The following is a 17,550-nucleotide window of genomic DNA, read 5'->3' on the forward strand; positions in this document are numbered from 1 at the left end:
GTGCTATCCGCCGGCGGGACCGGCGGCCAGGATCTCCCGGGCCCGCGCGACGTCGTCGTGCATCTGGACGATGAGGGGCTCCAGGCCGTCGAAGCGCAGCGTGGGACGCAGCCGCTCGACGAGCTCGACGACGATCTCCTCGCCGTACAGGTCCAGGTCCGTGCGGTCCAGGACGTAGGCCTCGACGCGACGTTGGACACCGTCGAAGGTGGGGTTGGTGCCGATGGAGATCGCGGCCGGCAGCACCGCGTCGTGGGTGGCGGACGGGCGGCGCACCCACCCGGCGTAGACGCCGTCGGCGGGGACCATGCCCTCCGCGTCCGGGCTGAGGTTCGCGGTCGGGAAGCCGAGCTCGCGGCCCCGTGCGTCCCCGTGCACGACGACGCCGCGCAGCCGGTGCGGGCGGCCCAGCACGTGCGCGGCACCGGCCACGTCTCCGGCCAGCAGCAGCTCACGGACCCCTGAGGAGGACCAGCGTGCCGTCCCGTCGCTGCCGACGTCGCCGATCACCTCGACCGTGAAGCCGAGGTCCTGGCCCAGCTCGATCATCGTGGCGAGGGTGCCGGAGTTGTTCAGCCCGAACCGCACGTCCCGCCCGACCGCCACGGTGCACGCACCGAGGGCGCCGACGATGTACTCCGCGACGAACTCGCGGGGGGTGAGCCGGGCGAGCTCGAGGGTGTAGGGCACCACGAGCACGGCGTCAAGGCCCGCCTGCTCGAGCAGGTCGAGCCGGTCGGTGAGGCCGCAGATGAGCGGCGGCGCCTCGGCGGGGCGGTGCACCTGCGCCGGGTGCGGGTCGAAGGTGATCGCGACCGAGCGCGCGGAGAGCTCGCGGGCACGGTCGACGAGACGCGTGATGACCTGCGCGTGACCGCGGTGCACACCGTCGAAGTTGCCGATGGTCACCACGGACGGCCCGACCCCCGCAGGGACCTGGCTCAGACCATTCCAACGCTGCACACGAACTCCTGATGATCGACGCGGTGGGAACCGCAGGGACAAGCCTGCCACGGCGCTCGCGCTGACGTGGCACCCGACCCGTCTGAGGGACGGCGAGGTGACCGATGCCTCACCGTGCCGGGGCGAACACCACGACCGGCTGGGACCTCTCCTGGGACTCGTCGAGCAGGGCGACGAGCTCGTTCTCCGGGCTGATCCCGGCGTGCGTGCCCCGTGCGTCGCCCAGCGGGACGAGACGCTTGCCGTAGCCCAGCGCGACGACCTCGTCGTCGGTGAGGTCGCGCACCGGGAAGGTCGCGCGAGCGGCGTCGGCGAGCGGCATGACGTCGATGACGCCGTTGCGCTCCACCTGCTCCTCGAGGGACTCCAAGGACTGGGCGGCGTCCAGGCGGTAGCCGCCCACCCGGGCGCGACGCAGCATCGTCAGGTGACCCCCGGTGCCCAGCGCCTCACCGAGGTCGCGGGCCAGCGCGCGGATGTAGGTCCCCGAGGTGCACACGACCGTGGCGTCGACGTCGAGGACGGGCACGCCGTCCACGACGGTGGTGCGCTGGTCGGTGATCTCGAAGCGGCGCACGGTCACCGGGCGCGCGGCCAGCTCGACCGTCTCCCCCGCCCGGACCCGGGCGTAGGCCCGCTGACCGTCGACCTTGATCGCCGAGACCGAGCTGGGCACCTGGTGGATGTCGCCGGTGAGGGCGGCCACCGCGCCGGCCAGCGCAGACGCCTCGACGTCACGAGCGCCGGCAAGGGTGGTCACCTCACCCTCGGCGTCGTCGGTCGTGGTGCCCACCCCGAGCCGGATTGTCGTGGCGTACTCCTTGTCCTCCCCCACCACGTAGGTGAGCAGGCGGGTCGCCCGCCCCACCCCGATGACCAGCACGCCGGTGGCCATCGGGTCGAGCGTGCCGGCGTGCCCCACCTTGCGGGTGGCGGCCAGCCGCCGCATCCGCGCGACCACGTCGTGACTGGTCCAGCCCTGCGGCTTGTCGACGACGACAAAGCCGTCGGGAGCGCTGGGTCGGCGCTCCCGCACGGGTGCCTGCGTCGGGCGTGCGGGCTGCTGGTCGTGGGAGGTCATGGGGTCTCCAGGTCAGAGGTCTTCCGAGAGGGTCAGACCGCGGGCGTCGCGGCGGCGTCGTCCTGGTCGTCCCCGTCGGACTCGGCGGACTCGTCGTCGCCGGCCTTCTTGTACGGGTCGGCGTCGCCGGCGTACGTGGCGTTCTCGCGCAGCGCGGCGAGCTCGGCGTCGCGGCGGCGGGCCTCCAGGAGCACCTCACCGAACTTCTCGGCCGTCTCGGGCACGGAGTCGAGGTGGAACTCGAGGGTCGGGGTGAGGCGGATCCCGGTCTGCTTGCCGACCTCGGAGCGGATCATGCCCTTGGCGCTCTCGAGCGCCGCAGCGGTGCCCTGACGGGCTTCCTCGTCGCCCATGACGGTGTAGAACACCGAGGCGTTCTGCAGGTCACCGGTGACGCGGACGTCCGTGACGGTCACGAAGCCCAGGCGGGGGTCCTTGATCCGGGTGTCGAGCATCTGGGCGACGATCACCTGGATGCGTTCGGCGAGCTTGCGCGCGCGGGGGTGGTCAACCATGACAGCTTCCTTTCGTGGTCGCACGCGTCCTGGACGCGTGCGTAGAGAGACGACGACGCCGGTCCCGGCGCGGCACTCGGGTGAGCGCCGCGCCAGGACCGGCGTCAGAGGAGAACTCAGGAACGCGGCTTCTCGCGCATCTCGAAGGTCTCGATGACGTCGTCGACGCGCAGGTCGTTGAAGGAACCGAGTCCGATACCGCACTCGTAGCCCTCGCGAACCTCGGTCGCGTCGTCCTTGAACCGCTTGAGCGACTCGACCGTGAGGTTGTCCTCGACGACCGTCCCGCCACGAAGGACACGGGCCTTCGTGTTGCGACGGATCGTGCCGGAGCGCACGAGGCAACCGGCGATGTTCCCGAACTTCGAGGAACGGAAGACCTCGCGGACCTCGGCGGTGCCGAGCTGCGCCTCTTCGTACTCGGGCTTGAGCATGCCCTTGAGCGCTGCCTCGACGTCGTCGATGGCCTGGTAGATGACCGAGTAGAACTTGATCTCGACACCCTCGCGGTCGGCCAGCTCGGCCACCCGCTCGCCGGTCTTGACGTTGAAGCCGATGATCACGGCGTTGTCGACCGTGGCCAGGTTGACGTCGTTCTGCGTGATGGCACCCACACCGCGGTGGATGACGCGCAGGTCGACCTCGTCGCCGACGTCGATCTTGAGCAGAGCGTCCTCGAGCGCCTCGACGGCACCGGAGACGTCACCCTTGAGGACCAGGTTGAGAGTCTCGACCTTGCCCTGCTGGAGCGCCTGGGTGAAGTCCTCGAGGCTGATGCGCTTGCGACGCTTGGCCAGGAGGGCGGCACGCTCGGCGGACTCACGCTTCTCGGCGATCTGACGAGCCGTGCGGTCGTCGGGCGCCACGAGGAACGTGTCACCGGCGCGAGGCACGGAGGTCAGACCGAGGACCATGACCGGACGGGCCGGCGTCGCGGCCTCGACGGGCTCGCCGTGCTCGTCGAACATCGCACGGACGCGGCCGTAGGCCGTCCCGGCGACGATCGAGTCGCCGACGTGCAGCGTTCCGGACTGCACGAGCACGGTCGCGACCGCACCACGTCCCTTGTCCAGGTTCGCCTCGATGGCCACACCGCGGGCGTCCTTGTTCGGGTTCGCACGCAGGTCGAGCGAGGCGTCTGCGGTGAGCAGGACCGCGCCGAGCAGCTCGTCGATGTTCAGACCCTCGCGAGCGGAGACGTTGACGAACATGGTGTCGCCGCCGTACTCCTCAGCCACGAGGTTGTACTCGGTGAGCTGCTGACGGATCTTGTCCGGGTTCGCAGACTCCTTGTCGATCTTGTTGACCGCGACGACGATCGGCACACCGGCGGCCTGGGCGTGGTTGAGCGCCTCGACCGTCTGCGGCATGACACCGTCATCTGCTGCGACCACGAGGATCGCGATGTCGGTGACCTGCGCACCACGGGCACGCATGGCGGTGAACGCCTCGTGACCGGGGGTGTCGATGAAGGTCAGCGCGCGGTCGACGCCCTCGTGCTCGTGGTGGACCTGGTAGGCACCGATGTGCTGGGTGATGCCACCGGCCTCGCCGGAGACGACGTCGGTGCGACGGATCGCGTCGAGCAGTCGCGTCTTACCGTGGTCGACGTGGCCCATGACGGTCACGACCGGAGGACGCGGCTCGAGCTCTTCGTCGCCCTCGGCGTCCAGCTCGGCGTCGAGGTCGATGTCGAAGCCGCCGAGCAGCTCGCGGTCTTCCTCTTCAGCCGAGACCATCTCGATGACGTAGCCGAGCTCGGCTGCGAGGGTACCGAAGGTGTCCTCGTCGAGGGACTGGGTCGCGGTCGCCATCTCACCGAGGTGGAAGAGCACCGTGACCAGGCTCGCGGGGTTCGCGTCGATCTTGTCTGCGAGGTCGTTGAGCGAGGAGCCGTGACGCAGGCGGACGACGGTCTTGCCGTTTCCGCGAGGAACCTGCACGCCACCGAGGGACGGTGCCTGCATCTGCTCGAACTCTTGACGCTTCGCCCGCTTCGACTTCCGTCCACGGACGGGACGGCCTCCTGCACGGCCGAAGGCACCCTGCGTGCTGCCACGCCCGGCGCCACCGGGACGGCCACCGCCACCGGGACGACCAGCGAAACCGCCACCGGTACCAGGTGCGCCACCAGGCGCGCCGCCGGGGCCACCGGTGCCGCCGCCGGGACGGGTGAAGCCACCACGGCCACCGCCTGCGCCGCCACCGGGGCGACCAGCGCCACCACCGGCGCCTGCACGCTCACCCGGACGGCCGACGGCCGCGCTGCGGCCGGGCATCATGCCCGGGTTCGGGCGGGGAGCCCCCGGACGCGGTGCCGGAGGACGAGGTCCGCCCGAGCGTTCGGTGGTGTTGGACGCAGCAGCCGCCGGGTTGACGTTCTCCGTGCGCTCGGCGCGCTCGGGACGCTGTCCCGGGCGCGGCATGCCCTGGCTCGTGGCGAAGGGGTTGTTGCCCGGACGCGGCGACCCGGAACGGGGCGCTCCCGACCGCGGCATGCCCTGGCTCGTGGCGAAGGGGTTGTTGCCCGGACGCGGGGCGCCCGGTCGCGGTGCACCAGGCGCCGGAGCGGCAGGTGCAGCGGGTGCTGCCTCGGCGGCCGGTGCTGCCGGCGCGGGGGTCGCGGCGGCAGGCTTGGGGCCGGGGGTGGCGGCCGGAGCAGCAGCGGCGGGGGCTGCGGGTGCCGGAGCGGCAGGTGCAGCCGGCGCCGGAGCGGCCGGGGTGGCGGCCGGGGCCGCAGCAGCGGCCGGAGCGGCGGGTGCAGCCTCAGCAGGCGCAGCGGCCGGCTTGGCCGGACGCGGTGCTGCGGGCTTGCTGGCCTCGGGCTTGGCCGAGGCGCTCTCGGACACCGGGAAGGCGTCGCGGAGCTTACGAACCACGGGCGGTTCGATGGTTGATGATGCTGATCGGACGAACTCACCGAGCTCGGTCAGCTTGGTCATGATTGTCTTGCTTTCCACCCCGAGCTCTTTTGCGAGCTCGTAGACGCGGACCTTAGCCACAACTCTCCTGTCTTGGTCCACCCAAGGCAGGGAGGACCGTCGTTAGTACTGGGAACTCATCGCTGAGTACTCATCGGGTGCCCATCGGCTTCATAACCCGCTTCCTTGTCGACGTGTCGTGCTGACGTGGGACACGGATCCCAACGTTCGGGTCAAGTCTTCAATTCCCGTCGACGCACGGAGCGCACGGGGGAACGCATTACGCCGGATAGCCAGCTCCCCACACTCGGTGGAGGCGTGCAACCAAGCACCACGACCCGGAAGGACGCGGCGGAGGTCCGCCACGACACCGAGGGTGCCAGTGGTCTCGCTCCGACCCGCCACGAACCGGATCATCTGCGCCTGGGAGTCACGCTGACGACACCCAACGCACGTTCGTACCGGCCCGCTGCCTTCGACCGAGCTGGTCGAGGGTGCAGCAGACCGAGCGGACGCACGTGTGGACGTCGGGTTTGGTGACCCAGACTCCGACAGTCTACCGTGCCGACCCACCGCGCGTGACCTAATTCTCGTCGGAGGTGCCACGATCGTCGGTCTCAGGCGCGCCGCCGTCGGACCGGATGTCGATCCGCCAGCCCGTCAGCTTGGCGGCCAGACGGGCGTTCTGCCCCTCCTTGCCGATGGCCAGAGAGAGCTGGAAGTCCGGCACGATCACCCGTGCGGCACGGGCCTCGGCGTCCACGACAGTCACGGACGTCACAGTGGCCGGGGACAGCGCGCTCGCCACGAAGGCGGCCGGGTCCTCGTTGTAGTCGACGATGTCGATCTTCTCGCCGTGCAGCTCGGCCATGACCGCGCGCACCCGCTGACCCATCGGGCCGATGCAGGCACCCTTGGCGTTGAGGCCGGCCACACGTGCCCGCACAGCCATCTTGGTGCGGTGCCCCGCCTCACGGGCGATCGCCACGATCTCGACCGACCCGTCGGCGACCTCGGGGACCTCGAGCTCGAAGAGCTTCCGGACGAGGTTGGGGTGGGTGCGGCTCAGAGAGATCTGCGGCCCCTTCATCCCGCGGGAGACGTCGAGCACGTAGGCGCGCAGCCGCTCGCCGTGCACGTAGCTCTCCGTGGGCACCTGCTCGTGGGCACCGAGGACGGCCTCGGTCCCGCCCACGTCCACCAGGACGACCCGAGGGTCGTTGCCCTGCTGGATGACGCCGGCGATGACCTCGCCCTCCTTGTCCCGGAACTGGCCCAGGACCTGGTCGTCCTCGGCGTCACGCAGACGCTGGAGGATGACCTGGCGCGCGGTCGACGTGGCGATCCGCCCGAAGTTGCTCGGGGTGTCGTCGAACTCGGGGCCGAGGGTGCGGATCATCCGCGGCGTCTGGGCCGCTGCCCGCGCCGCTGCGGCGGCCTCTGCCTCGTCGTCGTCGAGGTCCTCGTCCTCGTCCGACTCCTCGGTGGCAGCCGGCGGGGTCCACGACGGGTCCTCGATCTCGTACTCCTCGCGAGCCCACACCGTCACGTGGCCGGTCTTGCGGTCGACCTCGACCCGTGCCGTGCGCTGAGCGTCGGGGGTGCGCTGGTAGGCGAGAGCGAGCGCCTGCTCGATCGCCGAGATGAGCACGTCGAGGCTGATGTCCTTCTCACGCTCCAGCATGCGGAGCGTACTCATGTCGATGTCCATCTCAGACCTCATCATCCATCTGGTCGGAAGAGTCCGACCCTTCAAAATCTACGAATTCGCTCTCATCGATCGAGGCGGCGCGCTTGAGCTCGACCTCGACGCGGGCGGTGGCGACGTCGCCGTGGGACACCGTCTGCTCACCGTCGTCGAAGACCAGCTCGTCGCCGTCGACGGCCGTGAGGCGCCGGGTGAAGCTCGTGCCGTCCTGCAGCGTGACAGCGACCATCCGGGTGCGCGCCCGCTTGAAGTGGCGCAGCTCGGTCAGCGGGCGGCTCGTGCCCGGGGAGGACACCTCGAGGGTGAAGGCCCCCGGCAGCGCGGGGTGCACGTCCAGCAGGTCGGAGATCTCACGGGAGACCTCGGCGACCTGGTCCAGGCTCAACGAGCCGGACTCGTCCTCACCGAGGTCGACGATCACGCGGACCACGGTGCGCGCGCCCGCAGGCGCGACCTTGACCTCTTCGAGAACCAGTCCTGCGTTCTCGACAGCGGGGCGGACCGCCTCCGCCACCTTGTCTGCGGTAGAAGATGCCACCATCAGTTCACTCCCGTCGGCTCCATAGCCCACCGGGCATGGATCAGACCGGTGTGTTGTTGTCACTACTGAGGACAAGACTACCGAGTCCGCGACCGGGTACCGCACGGCGACCTCTGCGCAGGCTCGCACCGGCGCTGCTCCCACCCGCGCACATCCGAGCATGACATCATCGGTGGCGATGAACACCGCCCCGCACTCCCCCGTCTGCGCCGCACAGACCTGCGGATCTCTCCCCGTAGCAGCGGCTCCGCCTGCTCGCCAGCGCACCCGTGCCGCGAGCGTGATGATCAGCACACTGCTGGCGCTCCTCGTGCTGAGCGGCTGCGGCCTGCGGCTGGAGGGCCCCGGCCCCGTCGAGCCGGTGCCCGACGCCGACGAGGTGTCGCGTCAGGCGATGGTCGCCGACGCCCTCGCCGTCCAGGACGCTGCCTCCCAAGCCCTCGCCGGGGTGGGCGCCGAGTCCCCCGAGGCCGCCGGGCTCGCCCAGATCACCGACTTCGCCGACCTGCACATCGCCGCCCTGGGCGGGGTGTACTCCTCGGGCATCGCCGAGGACCCCGACAGCGGCTCGGGCGACCAGGGACAGACCGAGCTCGAGCCAGGGTCGGTCCCCTCCGGCGACGCCACCGCCACGGCGCCCGTCACGCCGACGGCAGACCCCGCGCCCGCCACGACCTCGGACGTCGTCGCGCTGCTCGCGCAGTCCGCCGCCCGGGCCCGCGGATCGCTCGCCACCCCCACCGACGGTCTCCTCGCGCGGGTGTACGCCTCGGTCGCGGCGAGCCAGCTCGACAGCGCCCGCGCCCTCGCCGCCCAGACCGGCGCGGAGCTGGTGCTGCCGGAGGCCTTCAGCACGCAGATGCCGACGGCGCTGCCGCTGAACCTCTCCGCGACCGACCTCACCACGGTCGTGCGCAGCGAGGACGCGGCCGGCTTCGCCTACGAGGTGATCGCTGCCCGGCTGTCCGACGGCCCGCGCGCACTGGCGCAGGAACGGGCCCGGGTGCACCGGGAACGGGCGCAGACCTGGGCCGAGCTCGCCTCCCTCGACGGCACCGCGTCCGACCCGCGTGAGGTCGCCTACGCCCTGCCCACGACCGCGGACGGGGCGTCGGTGGTCACCTCGGCCGAGGCCATGGCCGAGCTCGCGGTCGACCTCGAGGAGACGTTGGCCACGACCTACGCGACCTTCACCGGGCAGGTCGACGCCGAGAACCGCGCCGCCATGGCCGACCTCCTCGTGGACTCCAGCGCAGCCGCCCGGGCCTGGGGAGCGCCCCTGGCGCCCTTCCCCGGCATGCCCGAGCAGTCCGACCCCACCGGTTCCTGACCCCGCCGCTTCCTGACCCCGCCGGCTCCCCACCCGCCGTCCCCTCGGCACAGAACAGAAGCCTCTGCCGTGACCGACAAGGTCACGGCAGAGGCTTCTGTTGTGAAACGGGTGGGCTGCCGCCGCCGCAGGGTGAGTGCGGGAGCGGCAGGCCCCTCGACGGCTACAAGGCGTCGATGATCTCCGCGATGCGGTCGGTGGCCTGGTCGACGGGGACCTGCTCGGACTCCCCGCCCACGCGCGGGCGGACCTCGATGACACCCTCGGCCAGGCCGCGGCCCACGACGACGACGAGCGGCACACCGAGCAGCTCGGCGTCGGCGAACTTGACCCCGGGCGAGACCTTGGGGCGGTCGTCGTAGAGCACCTCGACGCCGCGCGCCGAGAGGGTCTGCGCGATCGACTCGGCAGCCTCGAAGACGGCCGGGTCCTTGCCGGTCGCCACGACGTGCACCTGGGCCGGTGCCACGTGCGCCGGCCAGGCCAGGCCCTTGTCGTCGTGGTTGGCCTCGGCGAGGGCCGCCAGGGCGCGGGTGACGCCGATCCCGTAGGAGCCCATGGTCACCGTGACCTGCTTGCCGTTGACGTCGAGGACCTTGAGCCCCAGAGCGTCGGCGTACTTGCGTCCCAGCTGGAAGATGTGGCCGATCTCGATGCCACGGGCCAGCTCGAGGGGGCCGGAGCCGTCGGGAGCAGGATCCCCGGCACGGACCTCGGCGCACTCGATCGTGCCGTCGGGGGTGAAGTCACGCCCGGCCACGAGGTCGAAGACGTGCTTGCCTGCCTCGTCGGCGCCCGTGATCCAGGAGGTCCCCGTGACGACCCGCGGGTCGACGAGGTAGCGGATGGCGGTCTCGACGCCGGTGGTCAGGCGGCCGACGGCCTTGGGGCCGATGTAGCCCTTGACCAGCTCGGGGTTCTTGGCGAAGTCGCCCTCTCCCGCCGGCTCGACCTCGGCCGGCGCGAGCGCCGCCTCGAGACGCTTGAGGTCCACCTCACGGTCACCGGGCAGGCCGACGACGAGCAGCTCGCGGCTGCCGTCGGGCTGCGTCACGGCGAGCACGACGTTCTTCAGGGTGTCCGCAGCGGTCCACTCGCGACCGTCGGCCCGGGGGTGCTTGGCGTTGGCCAGCTCCACGAGCGAGGCGATCGTGGGGGTGTCAGGGGTCTCTTCCACGTGCGCGGCAGCCGCGCCGGAGTAGTCGAGCGGCTCGGGGACGACGGTCACCACGGCCTCGACGTTGGCCGCGTAGCCGCCGGGCGAGCGGACGAAGGTGTCCTCGCCGATCGCCGTCGGGGTGAGGAACTCCTCGCTGCGCGAGCCGCCCATCGCCCCGGAGGTCGCTGCGACGATGACGTACTCCAGGCCCAGGCGGGTGAAGATCCGCTCGTAGGCCGCGCGCTGGGCGAGGTAGGAGGCCTCGAGCCCGGCGTCGTCGATGTCGAAGGAGTAGGCGTCCTTCATGATGAACTCGCGTCCACGGATCAGCCCTGCGCGGGGACGAGCCTCGTCGCGGTACTTGGTCTGGATCTGGAACAGCGTGACGGGCAGGTCCTTGTAGGAGGAGTACAGGTCCTTGACCAGGAGGGTGAACATCTCCTCGTGGGTGGGGGCCAGCAGGTACTCCGCCTCACGGCGGTCCTTGAGCCGGAAGAGGTTGGGGCCGTACTCGGTCCAGCGACCGGTCGCCTCGTAGGGCTCGCGCGGCAGCAGCGCGGGGAAGTGCACCTCCTGCGCTCCGGCGGCCTCCATCTCCTCGCGGACGATGGCCTCGACCTTGGCGAGCACCCGCAGGCCCAGCGGCAGCCAGGTGTAGATGCCCGGGGCGGCGCGGCGGATGTAGCCGGCGCGCACCAGCAGACGGTGGCTGGCGACCTCGGCGTCAGCCGGGTCCTCGCGCAGCGTACGGACGAACAGTGTGGAGAGGCGAAGCAGCATGTGCTGAGCCTAGTCGCTGCTGACAACTCGCCGGGACAGCGGGGCCGCTCCCGCTCAGAACAGGACCGTGGCGAAGGTACCGACCTGCTCGAAGCCCACCCGGTGGTAGGCCGCAAGGGCACGGGCGTTGTAGGAGTTGGCATAGAGGGAGACGATCCCCGCCGCCTCCGAGCGAGCCGCGGCGACCACAGCGGCCATCCCGGGCTCGCTGTGCCCGCGCCCCCGGTGCCGCGGGTCCACCCAGACTCCTTGCACCTGCGCGACGGCGCTGGTCACCGCGCCGAGCTCAGCCTTGAACACGATCTCACCGGTCCGCTCCCCCGGCTGCGGGACGGGGCCGGGCACCGGGCGAGCCGCCCGGGCGATGAACGCCCGGCGCTCCGTCACCAGGCTGCGCACCCGCTGGGTGTAGGCCCGCCCGGAGTAGGTGATCGGTGAGTAGCCGACCTCTTCCTCGAACATCGCCACGCAGGCGGGCACGAGGTCATCGAGGTCGTCGAGGGTGGCATGGCGGACGCCGGGGTCAGGCTCGATGAGCGGGTCGCCGGCGATCCGCAGCGACGGCTGGTCGGACCGGACGTCGCGGGGCGCTGACCACGCGTGCTCCAGCCGCCGCCACAGCCCGAGCACGGCGTCGGCCGGCCCGGCGATCGAGGAGCACTGACGCCCCTGCAACCGCGCCTGGTGGGCGAAGGCGTCGAGGATCTCGGCGTCGGGGCTCGGCACCACCGGGACGAGGTTGGCGCCCGCCCAGCAGACGGCCTCGAGCGGACCGGTCGCGGGGAAGCCCCACACCTGGCCCGTGCCGCGCTGCAGCGGCTCGGCGATGCACGCCTCGATCCGGCTGGCAGCCAGGACCGAGGCCACAGGATCCTGGGCGCAGACGGCCAGCGCCTGGGGCAGCTCGTGGTCGTCGAGGACGCGGACAGCGGGCGAACGGCGAGACGACAGGCGCAACGGTCTCATGACGCCTCCTTCTTCCCGCCCGGCGGCCTCGCGGCCTCCGGCCACCCGGTCCGCACCCTCACGTCCGTCAGTGCTGATGCTGGTTCAGCCGACCGTCACGGTCGGCGCACCACCCTCAGCGGTCTTCTCCATGGTCTCAGCGATCCGCATGGCCTCTTCGATGAGCGTCTCGACGATGAGCGCCTCGGGAACGGTCTTGACGATCTCGCCCTTGACGAAGATCTGCCCCTTGCCGTTGCCGGAGGCGACCCCCAGGTCTGCCTCGCGGGCCTCTCCGGGCCCGTTGACGACGCAGCCCATGACGGCCACGCGCAGCGGGACCTCGAGCCCTTCCAGGCCCGCGGTGACCTTCTCGGCCAGCGTGTACACGTCCACCTGGGCCCGCCCGCAGGACGGGCAGGAGACGATCTCGAGCTTGCGGGGGCGCAGGTTGAGGGACTGCAGAATCTGGATGCCCACCTTGACCTCCTCGACGGGAGGAGCGGACAGGGACACCCGGATCGTGTCGCCGATGCCCTGGGACAGCAGCGCCCCGAAGGCGGTCGCGGACTTGATGGTGCCCTGGAACGCCGGACCCGCCTCGGTGACTCCCAGGTGCAGGGGCCAGTCGCCGCGCTCGGAGAGCAGCTGGTAGGCGCGCACCATGACCACCGGGTCGTTGTGCTTGACGGAGATCTTGAAGTCGTGGAAGCCGTGCTCCTCGAAGAGGGAGGCTTCCCAGACGGCGGACTCCACGAGCGCCTCGGCGGTCGCCTTGCCGTACTTGGCCAGCAGACGCGGGTCGAGGGACCCGGCGTTGACGCCGATCCGGATCGAGACGCCCGCGTCGCTGGCGGCCTTCGCGATCTCCTTGACCTGGTCGTCGAACTTGCGGATGTTGCCGGGGTTGACGCGCACAGCCGCGCAGCCGGCGTCGATCGCGGCGAAGACGTACTTGGGCTGGAAGTGGATGTCGGCGATGACCGGGATCTGGGACTTCGTCGCGATGGCCTTGAGGGCCAGGGCGTCGTCGCTCGTGGGGACGGCCACCCGGACGATGTCGCAGCCGGCCGCGGTCAGTGCCGCGATCTGCTGGAGCGTCCCGTTGATGTCGGTCGTCTGCGTCGTACACATGGACTGCACGCTCACCGGAGCGTCGCCCCCGACGTCGACCTTGCCGACCTTGATCTTGCGGGTCTTGCGCCGGGGCGCGAGGACGGGCGGGGGGGCTGCGGGCATGCCAAGACTGATCGGAAGACTCACGGAACCAGTATCCCCCTCCTCAGGCCGTGCACCGACCCGACACGGACCTTCGTGCCCGACGCATACACGATCCGCCCACTCCTCACATGATCTGGATGGGTTTGACGATGTCCGCGTAGATGAGCAGCACGCCCATGCCCGCGAGCAGCACGAACACCCCGTAGGCCAGCGGCATCATCCGTGCGGTGTCCGCCGGGAGTGGACGCGGCTTGCCGCGCCAGCGTGCGACCTGGCGGCGCCCGCCCTCGTAGAGGGCGCCCACCACGTGCCCGCCGTCGAGCGGCAGCAGCGGGATGAGGTTGAAGGCGAAGAGGGCGATGTTCAGCCCCGCGACGATCATGAGCAGGTTGGCGGTCCGCATCTGCAGGTCGTAGCCCTCGACGTCCGCCGAGGCGATCTCACCGGCGAAGCGTCCGATCCCCACGACGCCCACGACGGAGTTCACGTCCCGCTCCTCGGTGCCGAAGGCCGCCTGAGCGACGTCGACAAGACGCTGAGGCAGCGTGAGGATGACCTTGGCGGTGGCTTCCAGGCGTTCGCCGATCATGGCGGGCACGACGGTCGCCGACTGCGGGATGAGCTCTTCGGTGGGGCCGATGCCGAGGAAGCCGACCGGGGCGGTGGCAAGCTCGCCGTCCTCGTCGTAGACGAGCAGACCGGCGTCGTCCACGACGGGGCGCTCGGCGACCACCGGCGTGACCGTGGTCTCGACGCGGCTGCCGTCGCGCTCGACGACGATGGGCGTCGCCTCGGGGCCGGTGTCGGCGATGCGGGAGGCGAGCTCGTCCCACGTGGAGACCGGCTCGCCGCCGTACTCGACGATGGTGTCCCCCGGCTGCAGACCGGCGGCGGCCGCCGGCGCCGGAGTGTCGGTCGGGGAGCACGTGGCGTCGGCCGGCGCGTCCGCCGGGAGCACGCACTCGGCGACGGAGTCGAGGGTGGTGGTGGGTCCGAAGGTCCCGAAGCCCACGACCACGGCGGTGAACAGCACGACCGCGATGAGCAGGTTCATCACCGGCCCGCCGAGCATGACGACGAGCTTCTTGGGCGCAGAGAGGTTGTAGAAGGCGCGGTGCTCCTCCCCCGGGTGGATCTCTTCGGTGCTGGCGTCCCGGGCGGACTGGATGAGCTCGGCGAAGCGGCCCTTCTTCGCCGTGCGCCGCGGGTCGCCGGGCGGGTACATGCCCACGAGGCGGACGTAGCCGCCCAGGGGGATCGCCTTGATGCCGTACTCGGTCTCACCCCGGGTGCGCGACCACAGCGTGGGCCCGAACCCGACCATGTACTGGCTGACCCGCACGCCGAACTTCTTCGCGGGAACCATGTGCCCGACCTCGTGCAGGGCGATCGAGACGAGCAGACCGACGACGAGCACGAGCACGCCCACGAGGTAGGCCATGATTTCTCCTGATGCTGGGTGAGAGACCGGTCCACCACATGATGCCGGTAGTTTCTGAGAGCTTGCCGAGAGGCTCGAGCGCCTAGCGCCGAGCCAGCAGCTCCAGTGCACGACGCCGCGCCCAGACCTCCGCCTCGAGCACCGCCTCGAGGGAGAGGGTGCTGACCGAGTGGTGCTCGGCGACGACCTGCTGGACCGTGTCGACGATGTCGAGGAAGCCGATCCGACCCGCCAGGAACGCCGCGACGCACTCCTCGTTCGCGGCGTTGTACACGGCCGGGTACGTGCCCGAGGCCTCGGCCACCTCGCGGGCCAGGCGCACAGCACCGAAGACCGTCTCGTCGAGGGGCTCGAAGGTCCATGACGTGGGGTCCGCCCACGCGCAGGGGACGGCGACGTCGGGGAGCCGCTCGGGCCAGCTCAGCCCGAGGGCGATCGGCAGGCGCATGTCCGGCGGGGAGGCCTGGGCGATGGTCGATCCGTCGACGAACTCCACCATGGAGTGCACCACCGACTGCGGGTGCACCACGACGGTGATGTCAGCCACCGGCACGTCGAAGAGCAGGTGCGCCTCGATGAGCTCCAGCCCCTTGTTCATGAGCGTCGCGGAGTTGATGGTCACGACCGGCCCCATGGACCACGTCGGGTGGGCGAGGGCCGCCTGGGGCGTGACGGACTTGACCGCGTCGCGGACCCAGCCGCGGAACGGGCCGCCGGACGCGGTGAGGATGAGGCGGCGCACCTCGCGCGGGGCGCCCGAGCGCAGGCACTGGGCGATCGCGGAGTGCTCGGAGTCCACGGGGACGATCTGGTCGTCGCGGAGCTGGGCGTCCTTGACGAGCTGCCCACCCACCACGAGGGACTCCTTGTTGGCCAGGGCCAGCGACGACCCGGCCGTCAGCGCGGCCAGCGTGGGGCCGAGCCCCACCGACCCGGTGATGCCGTTGAGCACGACGTCGGCCCCCGCGCCGGCGAGGGTGGTCGCGGCCTCGGGGCCGGTGAGCACCTCGACCGGTCGGACCAGCCGGCCGGTCTCCCGCTGGCGCGCCGCGATGCGCTCGACGAGCGCCTCGCGGCCTGCGGGCTCGGCGATCGCGACGACCGGCACGTCGAAGTCGACCACCTGCTCCGCGAGCAGCTCGACCGATGCTCCCCCGGCGCTGAGGGAGGCGACCTCGAACCGGTCGCGGTGACGGGCCACGACGTCGAGGGCCTGGGTCCCGATCGAGCCGGTCGACCCCAGCAGGGCGACGCTGCGCGAGGACGACATCTGGCTACTCGACACCGAGCAGGACCTCGACGGCGCGGGCGAAGAAGGCGTCGACGGGCGCCTCGGCGTACCCGCCACGGCCCTTGCGGCGACGGAAGACGGCGCTGCGCACGTCGTGCGCGGAGATCGCGGCGGTCCGGTCGAAGTAGGTGACCAGACGGTCGCACAGGTCGTCGACGTCGTCGGTGTCGTAGGCGGGCTCGCCGCGCTCGGCCCGGGCGAAGCGGTCACCGGCCGGACGGGCCAGGCGGCCGTAGAGCGACTGGGCGCGCTCGGCCAGGTCAGCCATCCACGCGTCGGAGCCGCGAGCGAGGGTGAACTCATAGCGCTGACGAGCGACGAAGGCGCTCTCCAGGCGTGCCAGCGCGGCGTCGACCTCGGCGGTGGAGTAGCCGCCGCGGGTCAGGTCGAAGGCGCAGGTCTGGATGTCTCGACTGGTCAACGGCTCCGTCGCGGAGCCCTCGTACACCTCGCGGGCATGATCGAAGAAGTCGTCGACCTCTTCGGTGTCATAGCCGACGCGCAGCTTGGAGACCGTTGAGAACACCTTTGTCATGACGCTTCCTCCGCAGCGAGCTGCCCGCAGGCACCATCGATGTCGCTGCCGCGGGTGTCACGGATGGTCGTGGGGATGCCGTGACCTCGCAAGCGTGCCACAAACTCGTCCTCGACCGCAGGATCGCTCGCCGTCCAGATGGACCCGGGTGTCGGGTTGAGCGGGATGGGGTTGACGTGCACCCAGCCCTGTCCGCGGGCGGTGAGCTTCTCCCCCAGCAGGTCCGCCCGCCACGCGTGGTCGTTCATGTCGCGGATGAGCGCGTACTCGATGCTCACGCGGCGTCCGGTGACCTCGAAGTAGTTGCGTGCGGCGTCGAGCACCTCGTCGACGGACCAGCGGGTGTTGATCGGCACGAGGTCGCTGCGCAGCTCGTCGTCGGGGGCGTGCAGGGAGAGCGCCAGGGTGACCGGGATGCCCTCCTTGGCCAGCTTGTTCATCGCCGGGACCAGGCCCACCGTCGAGACGGTGATGTTGCGGGCGGACATGCCCAGCCCGTCCGGGGTCGGGGCGATCGCCTGGCGCACGGTGCCCATGACGGCCTTGTAGTTGGCCATCGGCTCGCCCATGCCCATGAAGACGAGGTTGTTCAGGCGGGTGGGGCCACCGGGGATCTCGCCGTCGGCGAGGGACTTCGCCGCGAGGCGGATCTGCTCGACGATCTCGGCAGTGGACAGGTTCCGGGTCAGGCCCAGCTGGCCGGTGGCGCAGAAGGGGCAGGCCATGCCGCAGCCGACCTGGCTCGAGACGCACAGGGTCGAGCGGTTGGTGTACCGCATGAGGACCGACTCGACCTTGACCTTGTCGTGCAGGTGCCACAGCGTCTTGACCGTGGTGCCGCCGTCGGCCTCCATCGTGCGCACCTTGGTCAGCAGCTCGGGGAAGAGCTGGGAGACCAGGTGGTCACGGCTGGCCTTGGGCAGGTCAGTCATGTCCTCGGGGTCTGCGGTGAGGTGCGTGAAGTAGTGGTTGGCCAGCTGCTTGGCGCGGAAGGGCTTCTCCCCCAGCGCGGTGACCGCCTCGATCCGTTCCTCGGGGGTCATGTCCGCGAAGTGGCGGGGAGCCTTGCCGCGCTTGGGCGCGGCCATCGTCAGGGAGAGCGGCGTCTTCAGGCCTGCC

Annotated in this window: 15 protein-coding genes; 1 reads left to right on the top strand and 14 read right to left on the bottom strand. The window is 70.9% G+C overall.

Features of this window, described 5'->3' with window-relative positions; all coding sequences use genetic code 11:
• Positions 1 to 3 precede the first annotated feature (3 nt).
• The 7 genes from SS2_RS09905 to rimP all read right to left on the bottom strand — a co-directional run bounded on the left by SS2_RS09905 (position 4) and on the right by rimP (position 7,729).
• On the bottom strand, positions 4 to 963 hold the full coding sequence (locus SS2_RS09905) for a bifunctional riboflavin kinase/FAD synthetase (protein ID WP_066463561.1): 960 nt from the start codon (positions 961 to 963) through the stop codon (positions 4 to 6).
• 109 nt (positions 964 to 1,072) lie between these two features.
• Positions 1,073 to 2,044, bottom strand: a complete 972-nt coding sequence (gene truB, locus SS2_RS09910; RefSeq protein ID WP_066463563.1) for a tRNA pseudouridine(55) synthase TruB — start codon at positions 2,042 to 2,044, stop codon at positions 1,073 to 1,075.
• Between the two features lie 32 nt (positions 2,045 to 2,076).
• Complete coding sequence (gene rbfA / locus SS2_RS09915) at positions 2,077 to 2,559, bottom strand: 30S ribosome-binding factor RbfA (protein WP_066463565.1); 483 nt, start codon at positions 2,557 to 2,559, stop codon at positions 2,077 to 2,079.
• A 116-nt stretch (positions 2,560 to 2,675) separates the two neighbouring features.
• Complete coding sequence (gene infB / locus SS2_RS09920; protein ID WP_066463567.1) at positions 2,676 to 5,561, bottom strand: translation initiation factor IF-2; 2,886 nt, start codon at positions 5,559 to 5,561, stop codon at positions 2,676 to 2,678.
• A gap of 90 nt (positions 5,562 to 5,651) precedes the next feature.
• Positions 5,652 to 6,086, bottom strand: coding sequence for a YlxR family protein (locus SS2_RS18135; RefSeq protein ID WP_369405212.1), 435 nt, complete (start codon positions 6,084 to 6,086; stop codon positions 5,652 to 5,654).
• Positions 6,064 to 7,191 carry a transcription termination factor NusA gene (gene nusA / locus SS2_RS09925; protein ID WP_066463569.1) on the bottom strand — a complete coding sequence of 376 codons (1,128 nt, stop codon included), beginning with the start codon at positions 7,189 to 7,191 and terminating at the stop codon, positions 6,064 to 6,066. Before nusA ends, SS2_RS18135 begins: the two co-directional genes overlap by 23 nt.
• A gap of 1 nt (position 7,192) precedes the next feature.
• A complete protein-coding gene (gene rimP / locus SS2_RS09930; RefSeq protein WP_066463572.1) occupies positions 7,193 to 7,729 on the bottom strand; it encodes a ribosome maturation factor RimP in 537 nt (178 codons plus the stop codon).
• Positions 7,730 to 7,889: 160 nt separating this feature from the next.
• Here rimP and SS2_RS09935 point away from each other — a divergent pair, with 160 nt between their 5' ends.
• Positions 7,890 to 9,059: a ferritin-like domain-containing protein gene (locus SS2_RS09935; RefSeq protein WP_157607285.1), complete on the top strand. Its 1,170-nt coding sequence runs from the start codon at positions 7,890 to 7,892 to the stop codon at positions 9,057 to 9,059.
• A gap of 163 nt (positions 9,060 to 9,222) precedes the next feature.
• Here the strand turns inward: SS2_RS09935 and SS2_RS09940 are convergent, their stop codons facing one another.
• The 7 genes from SS2_RS09940 to rlmN all read right to left on the bottom strand — a co-directional run bounded on the left by SS2_RS09940 (position 9,223) and on the right by rlmN (position 17,519).
• A complete protein-coding gene (locus tag SS2_RS09940) occupies positions 9,223 to 10,998 on the bottom strand; it encodes a proline--tRNA ligase (RefSeq protein ID WP_066463579.1) in 1,776 nt (591 codons plus the stop codon).
• A 54-nt stretch (positions 10,999 to 11,052) separates the two neighbouring features.
• Positions 11,053 to 11,964 carry a GNAT family N-acetyltransferase gene (locus tag SS2_RS09945; protein ID WP_066463581.1) on the bottom strand — a complete coding sequence of 304 codons (912 nt, stop codon included), beginning with the start codon at positions 11,962 to 11,964 and terminating at the stop codon, positions 11,053 to 11,055.
• A gap of 84 nt (positions 11,965 to 12,048) precedes the next feature.
• Entirely contained in the window at positions 12,049 to 13,182 is a 1,134-nt protein-coding gene (ispG, locus tag SS2_RS09950) for a flavodoxin-dependent (E)-4-hydroxy-3-methylbut-2-enyl-diphosphate synthase (protein WP_174523198.1), read from the bottom strand.
• 106 nt (positions 13,183 to 13,288) lie between these two features.
• Positions 13,289 to 14,605, bottom strand: a complete 1,317-nt coding sequence (locus tag SS2_RS09955) for a M50 family metallopeptidase (protein ID WP_066463592.1) — start codon at positions 14,603 to 14,605, stop codon at positions 13,289 to 13,291.
• Positions 14,606 to 14,687: 82 nt separating this feature from the next.
• Positions 14,688 to 15,875: a 1-deoxy-D-xylulose-5-phosphate reductoisomerase gene (gene dxr, locus SS2_RS09960; protein WP_066463594.1), complete on the bottom strand. Its 1,188-nt coding sequence runs from the start codon at positions 15,873 to 15,875 to the stop codon at positions 14,688 to 14,690.
• Between the two features lie 4 nt (positions 15,876 to 15,879).
• Positions 15,880 to 16,431: a DivIVA domain-containing protein gene (locus tag SS2_RS09965; RefSeq protein WP_066463601.1), complete on the bottom strand. Its 552-nt coding sequence runs from the start codon at positions 16,429 to 16,431 to the stop codon at positions 15,880 to 15,882.
• On the bottom strand, positions 16,428 to 17,519 hold the full coding sequence (gene rlmN, locus SS2_RS09970) for a dual-specificity RNA methyltransferase RlmN (protein WP_066463602.1): 1,092 nt from the start codon (positions 17,517 to 17,519) through the stop codon (positions 16,428 to 16,430). The genes SS2_RS09965 and rlmN overlap by 4 nt, the downstream gene beginning before the upstream one ends.
• Between the last annotated feature and the right edge of the window lie 31 nt (positions 17,520 to 17,550).

Origin of the sequence: Sanguibacter suarezii NBRC 16159, from assembly GCF_001552735.1 — a bacterium.
Classification (GTDB): Bacteria; Actinomycetota; Actinomycetes; order Actinomycetales; family Cellulomonadaceae; genus Sanguibacter; species Sanguibacter suarezii.

Excerpts from the sequence above, each read along its gene's own strand:
- truB (WP_066463563.1), bottom strand. The coding sequence starts at position 2,044 with ATGACCTCCCACGACCAGCAGCCCGCACGCCCGACGCAGGCACCCGTG.
- rbfA (WP_066463565.1), bottom strand. The coding sequence starts at position 2,559 with ATGGTTGACCACCCCCGCGCGCGCAAGCTCGCCGAACGCATCCAGGTG.
- nusA (WP_066463569.1), bottom strand. The coding sequence starts at position 7,191 with ATGGACATCGACATGAGTACGCTCCGCATGCTGGAGCGTGAGAAGGAC.
- rimP (WP_066463572.1), bottom strand. The coding sequence starts at position 7,729 with ATGGTGGCATCTTCTACCGCAGACAAGGTGGCGGAGGCGGTCCGCCCC.
- SS2_RS09935 (WP_157607285.1), top strand. The coding sequence starts at position 7,890 with ATGACATCATCGGTGGCGATGAACACCGCCCCGCACTCCCCCGTCTGC.
- SS2_RS09940 (WP_066463579.1), bottom strand. The coding sequence starts at position 10,998 with ATGCTGCTTCGCCTCTCCACACTGTTCGTCCGTACGCTGCGCGAGGAC.
- SS2_RS09945 (WP_066463581.1), bottom strand. The coding sequence starts at position 11,964 with ATGAGACCGTTGCGCCTGTCGTCTCGCCGTTCGCCCGCTGTCCGCGTC.
- ispG (WP_174523198.1), bottom strand. The coding sequence starts at position 13,182 with ATGCCCGCAGCCCCCCCGCCCGTCCTCGCGCCCCGGCGCAAGACCCGC.
- SS2_RS09955 (WP_066463592.1), bottom strand. The coding sequence starts at position 14,605 with ATGGCCTACCTCGTGGGCGTGCTCGTGCTCGTCGTCGGTCTGCTCGTC.
- dxr (WP_066463594.1), bottom strand. The coding sequence starts at position 15,875 with ATGTCGTCCTCGCGCAGCGTCGCCCTGCTGGGGTCGACCGGCTCGATC.
- SS2_RS09965 (WP_066463601.1), bottom strand. The coding sequence starts at position 16,431 with ATGACAAAGGTGTTCTCAACGGTCTCCAAGCTGCGCGTCGGCTATGAC.
- rlmN (WP_066463602.1), bottom strand. The coding sequence starts at position 17,519 with ATGGCCGCGCCCAAGCGCGGCAAGGCTCCCCGCCACTTCGCGGACATG.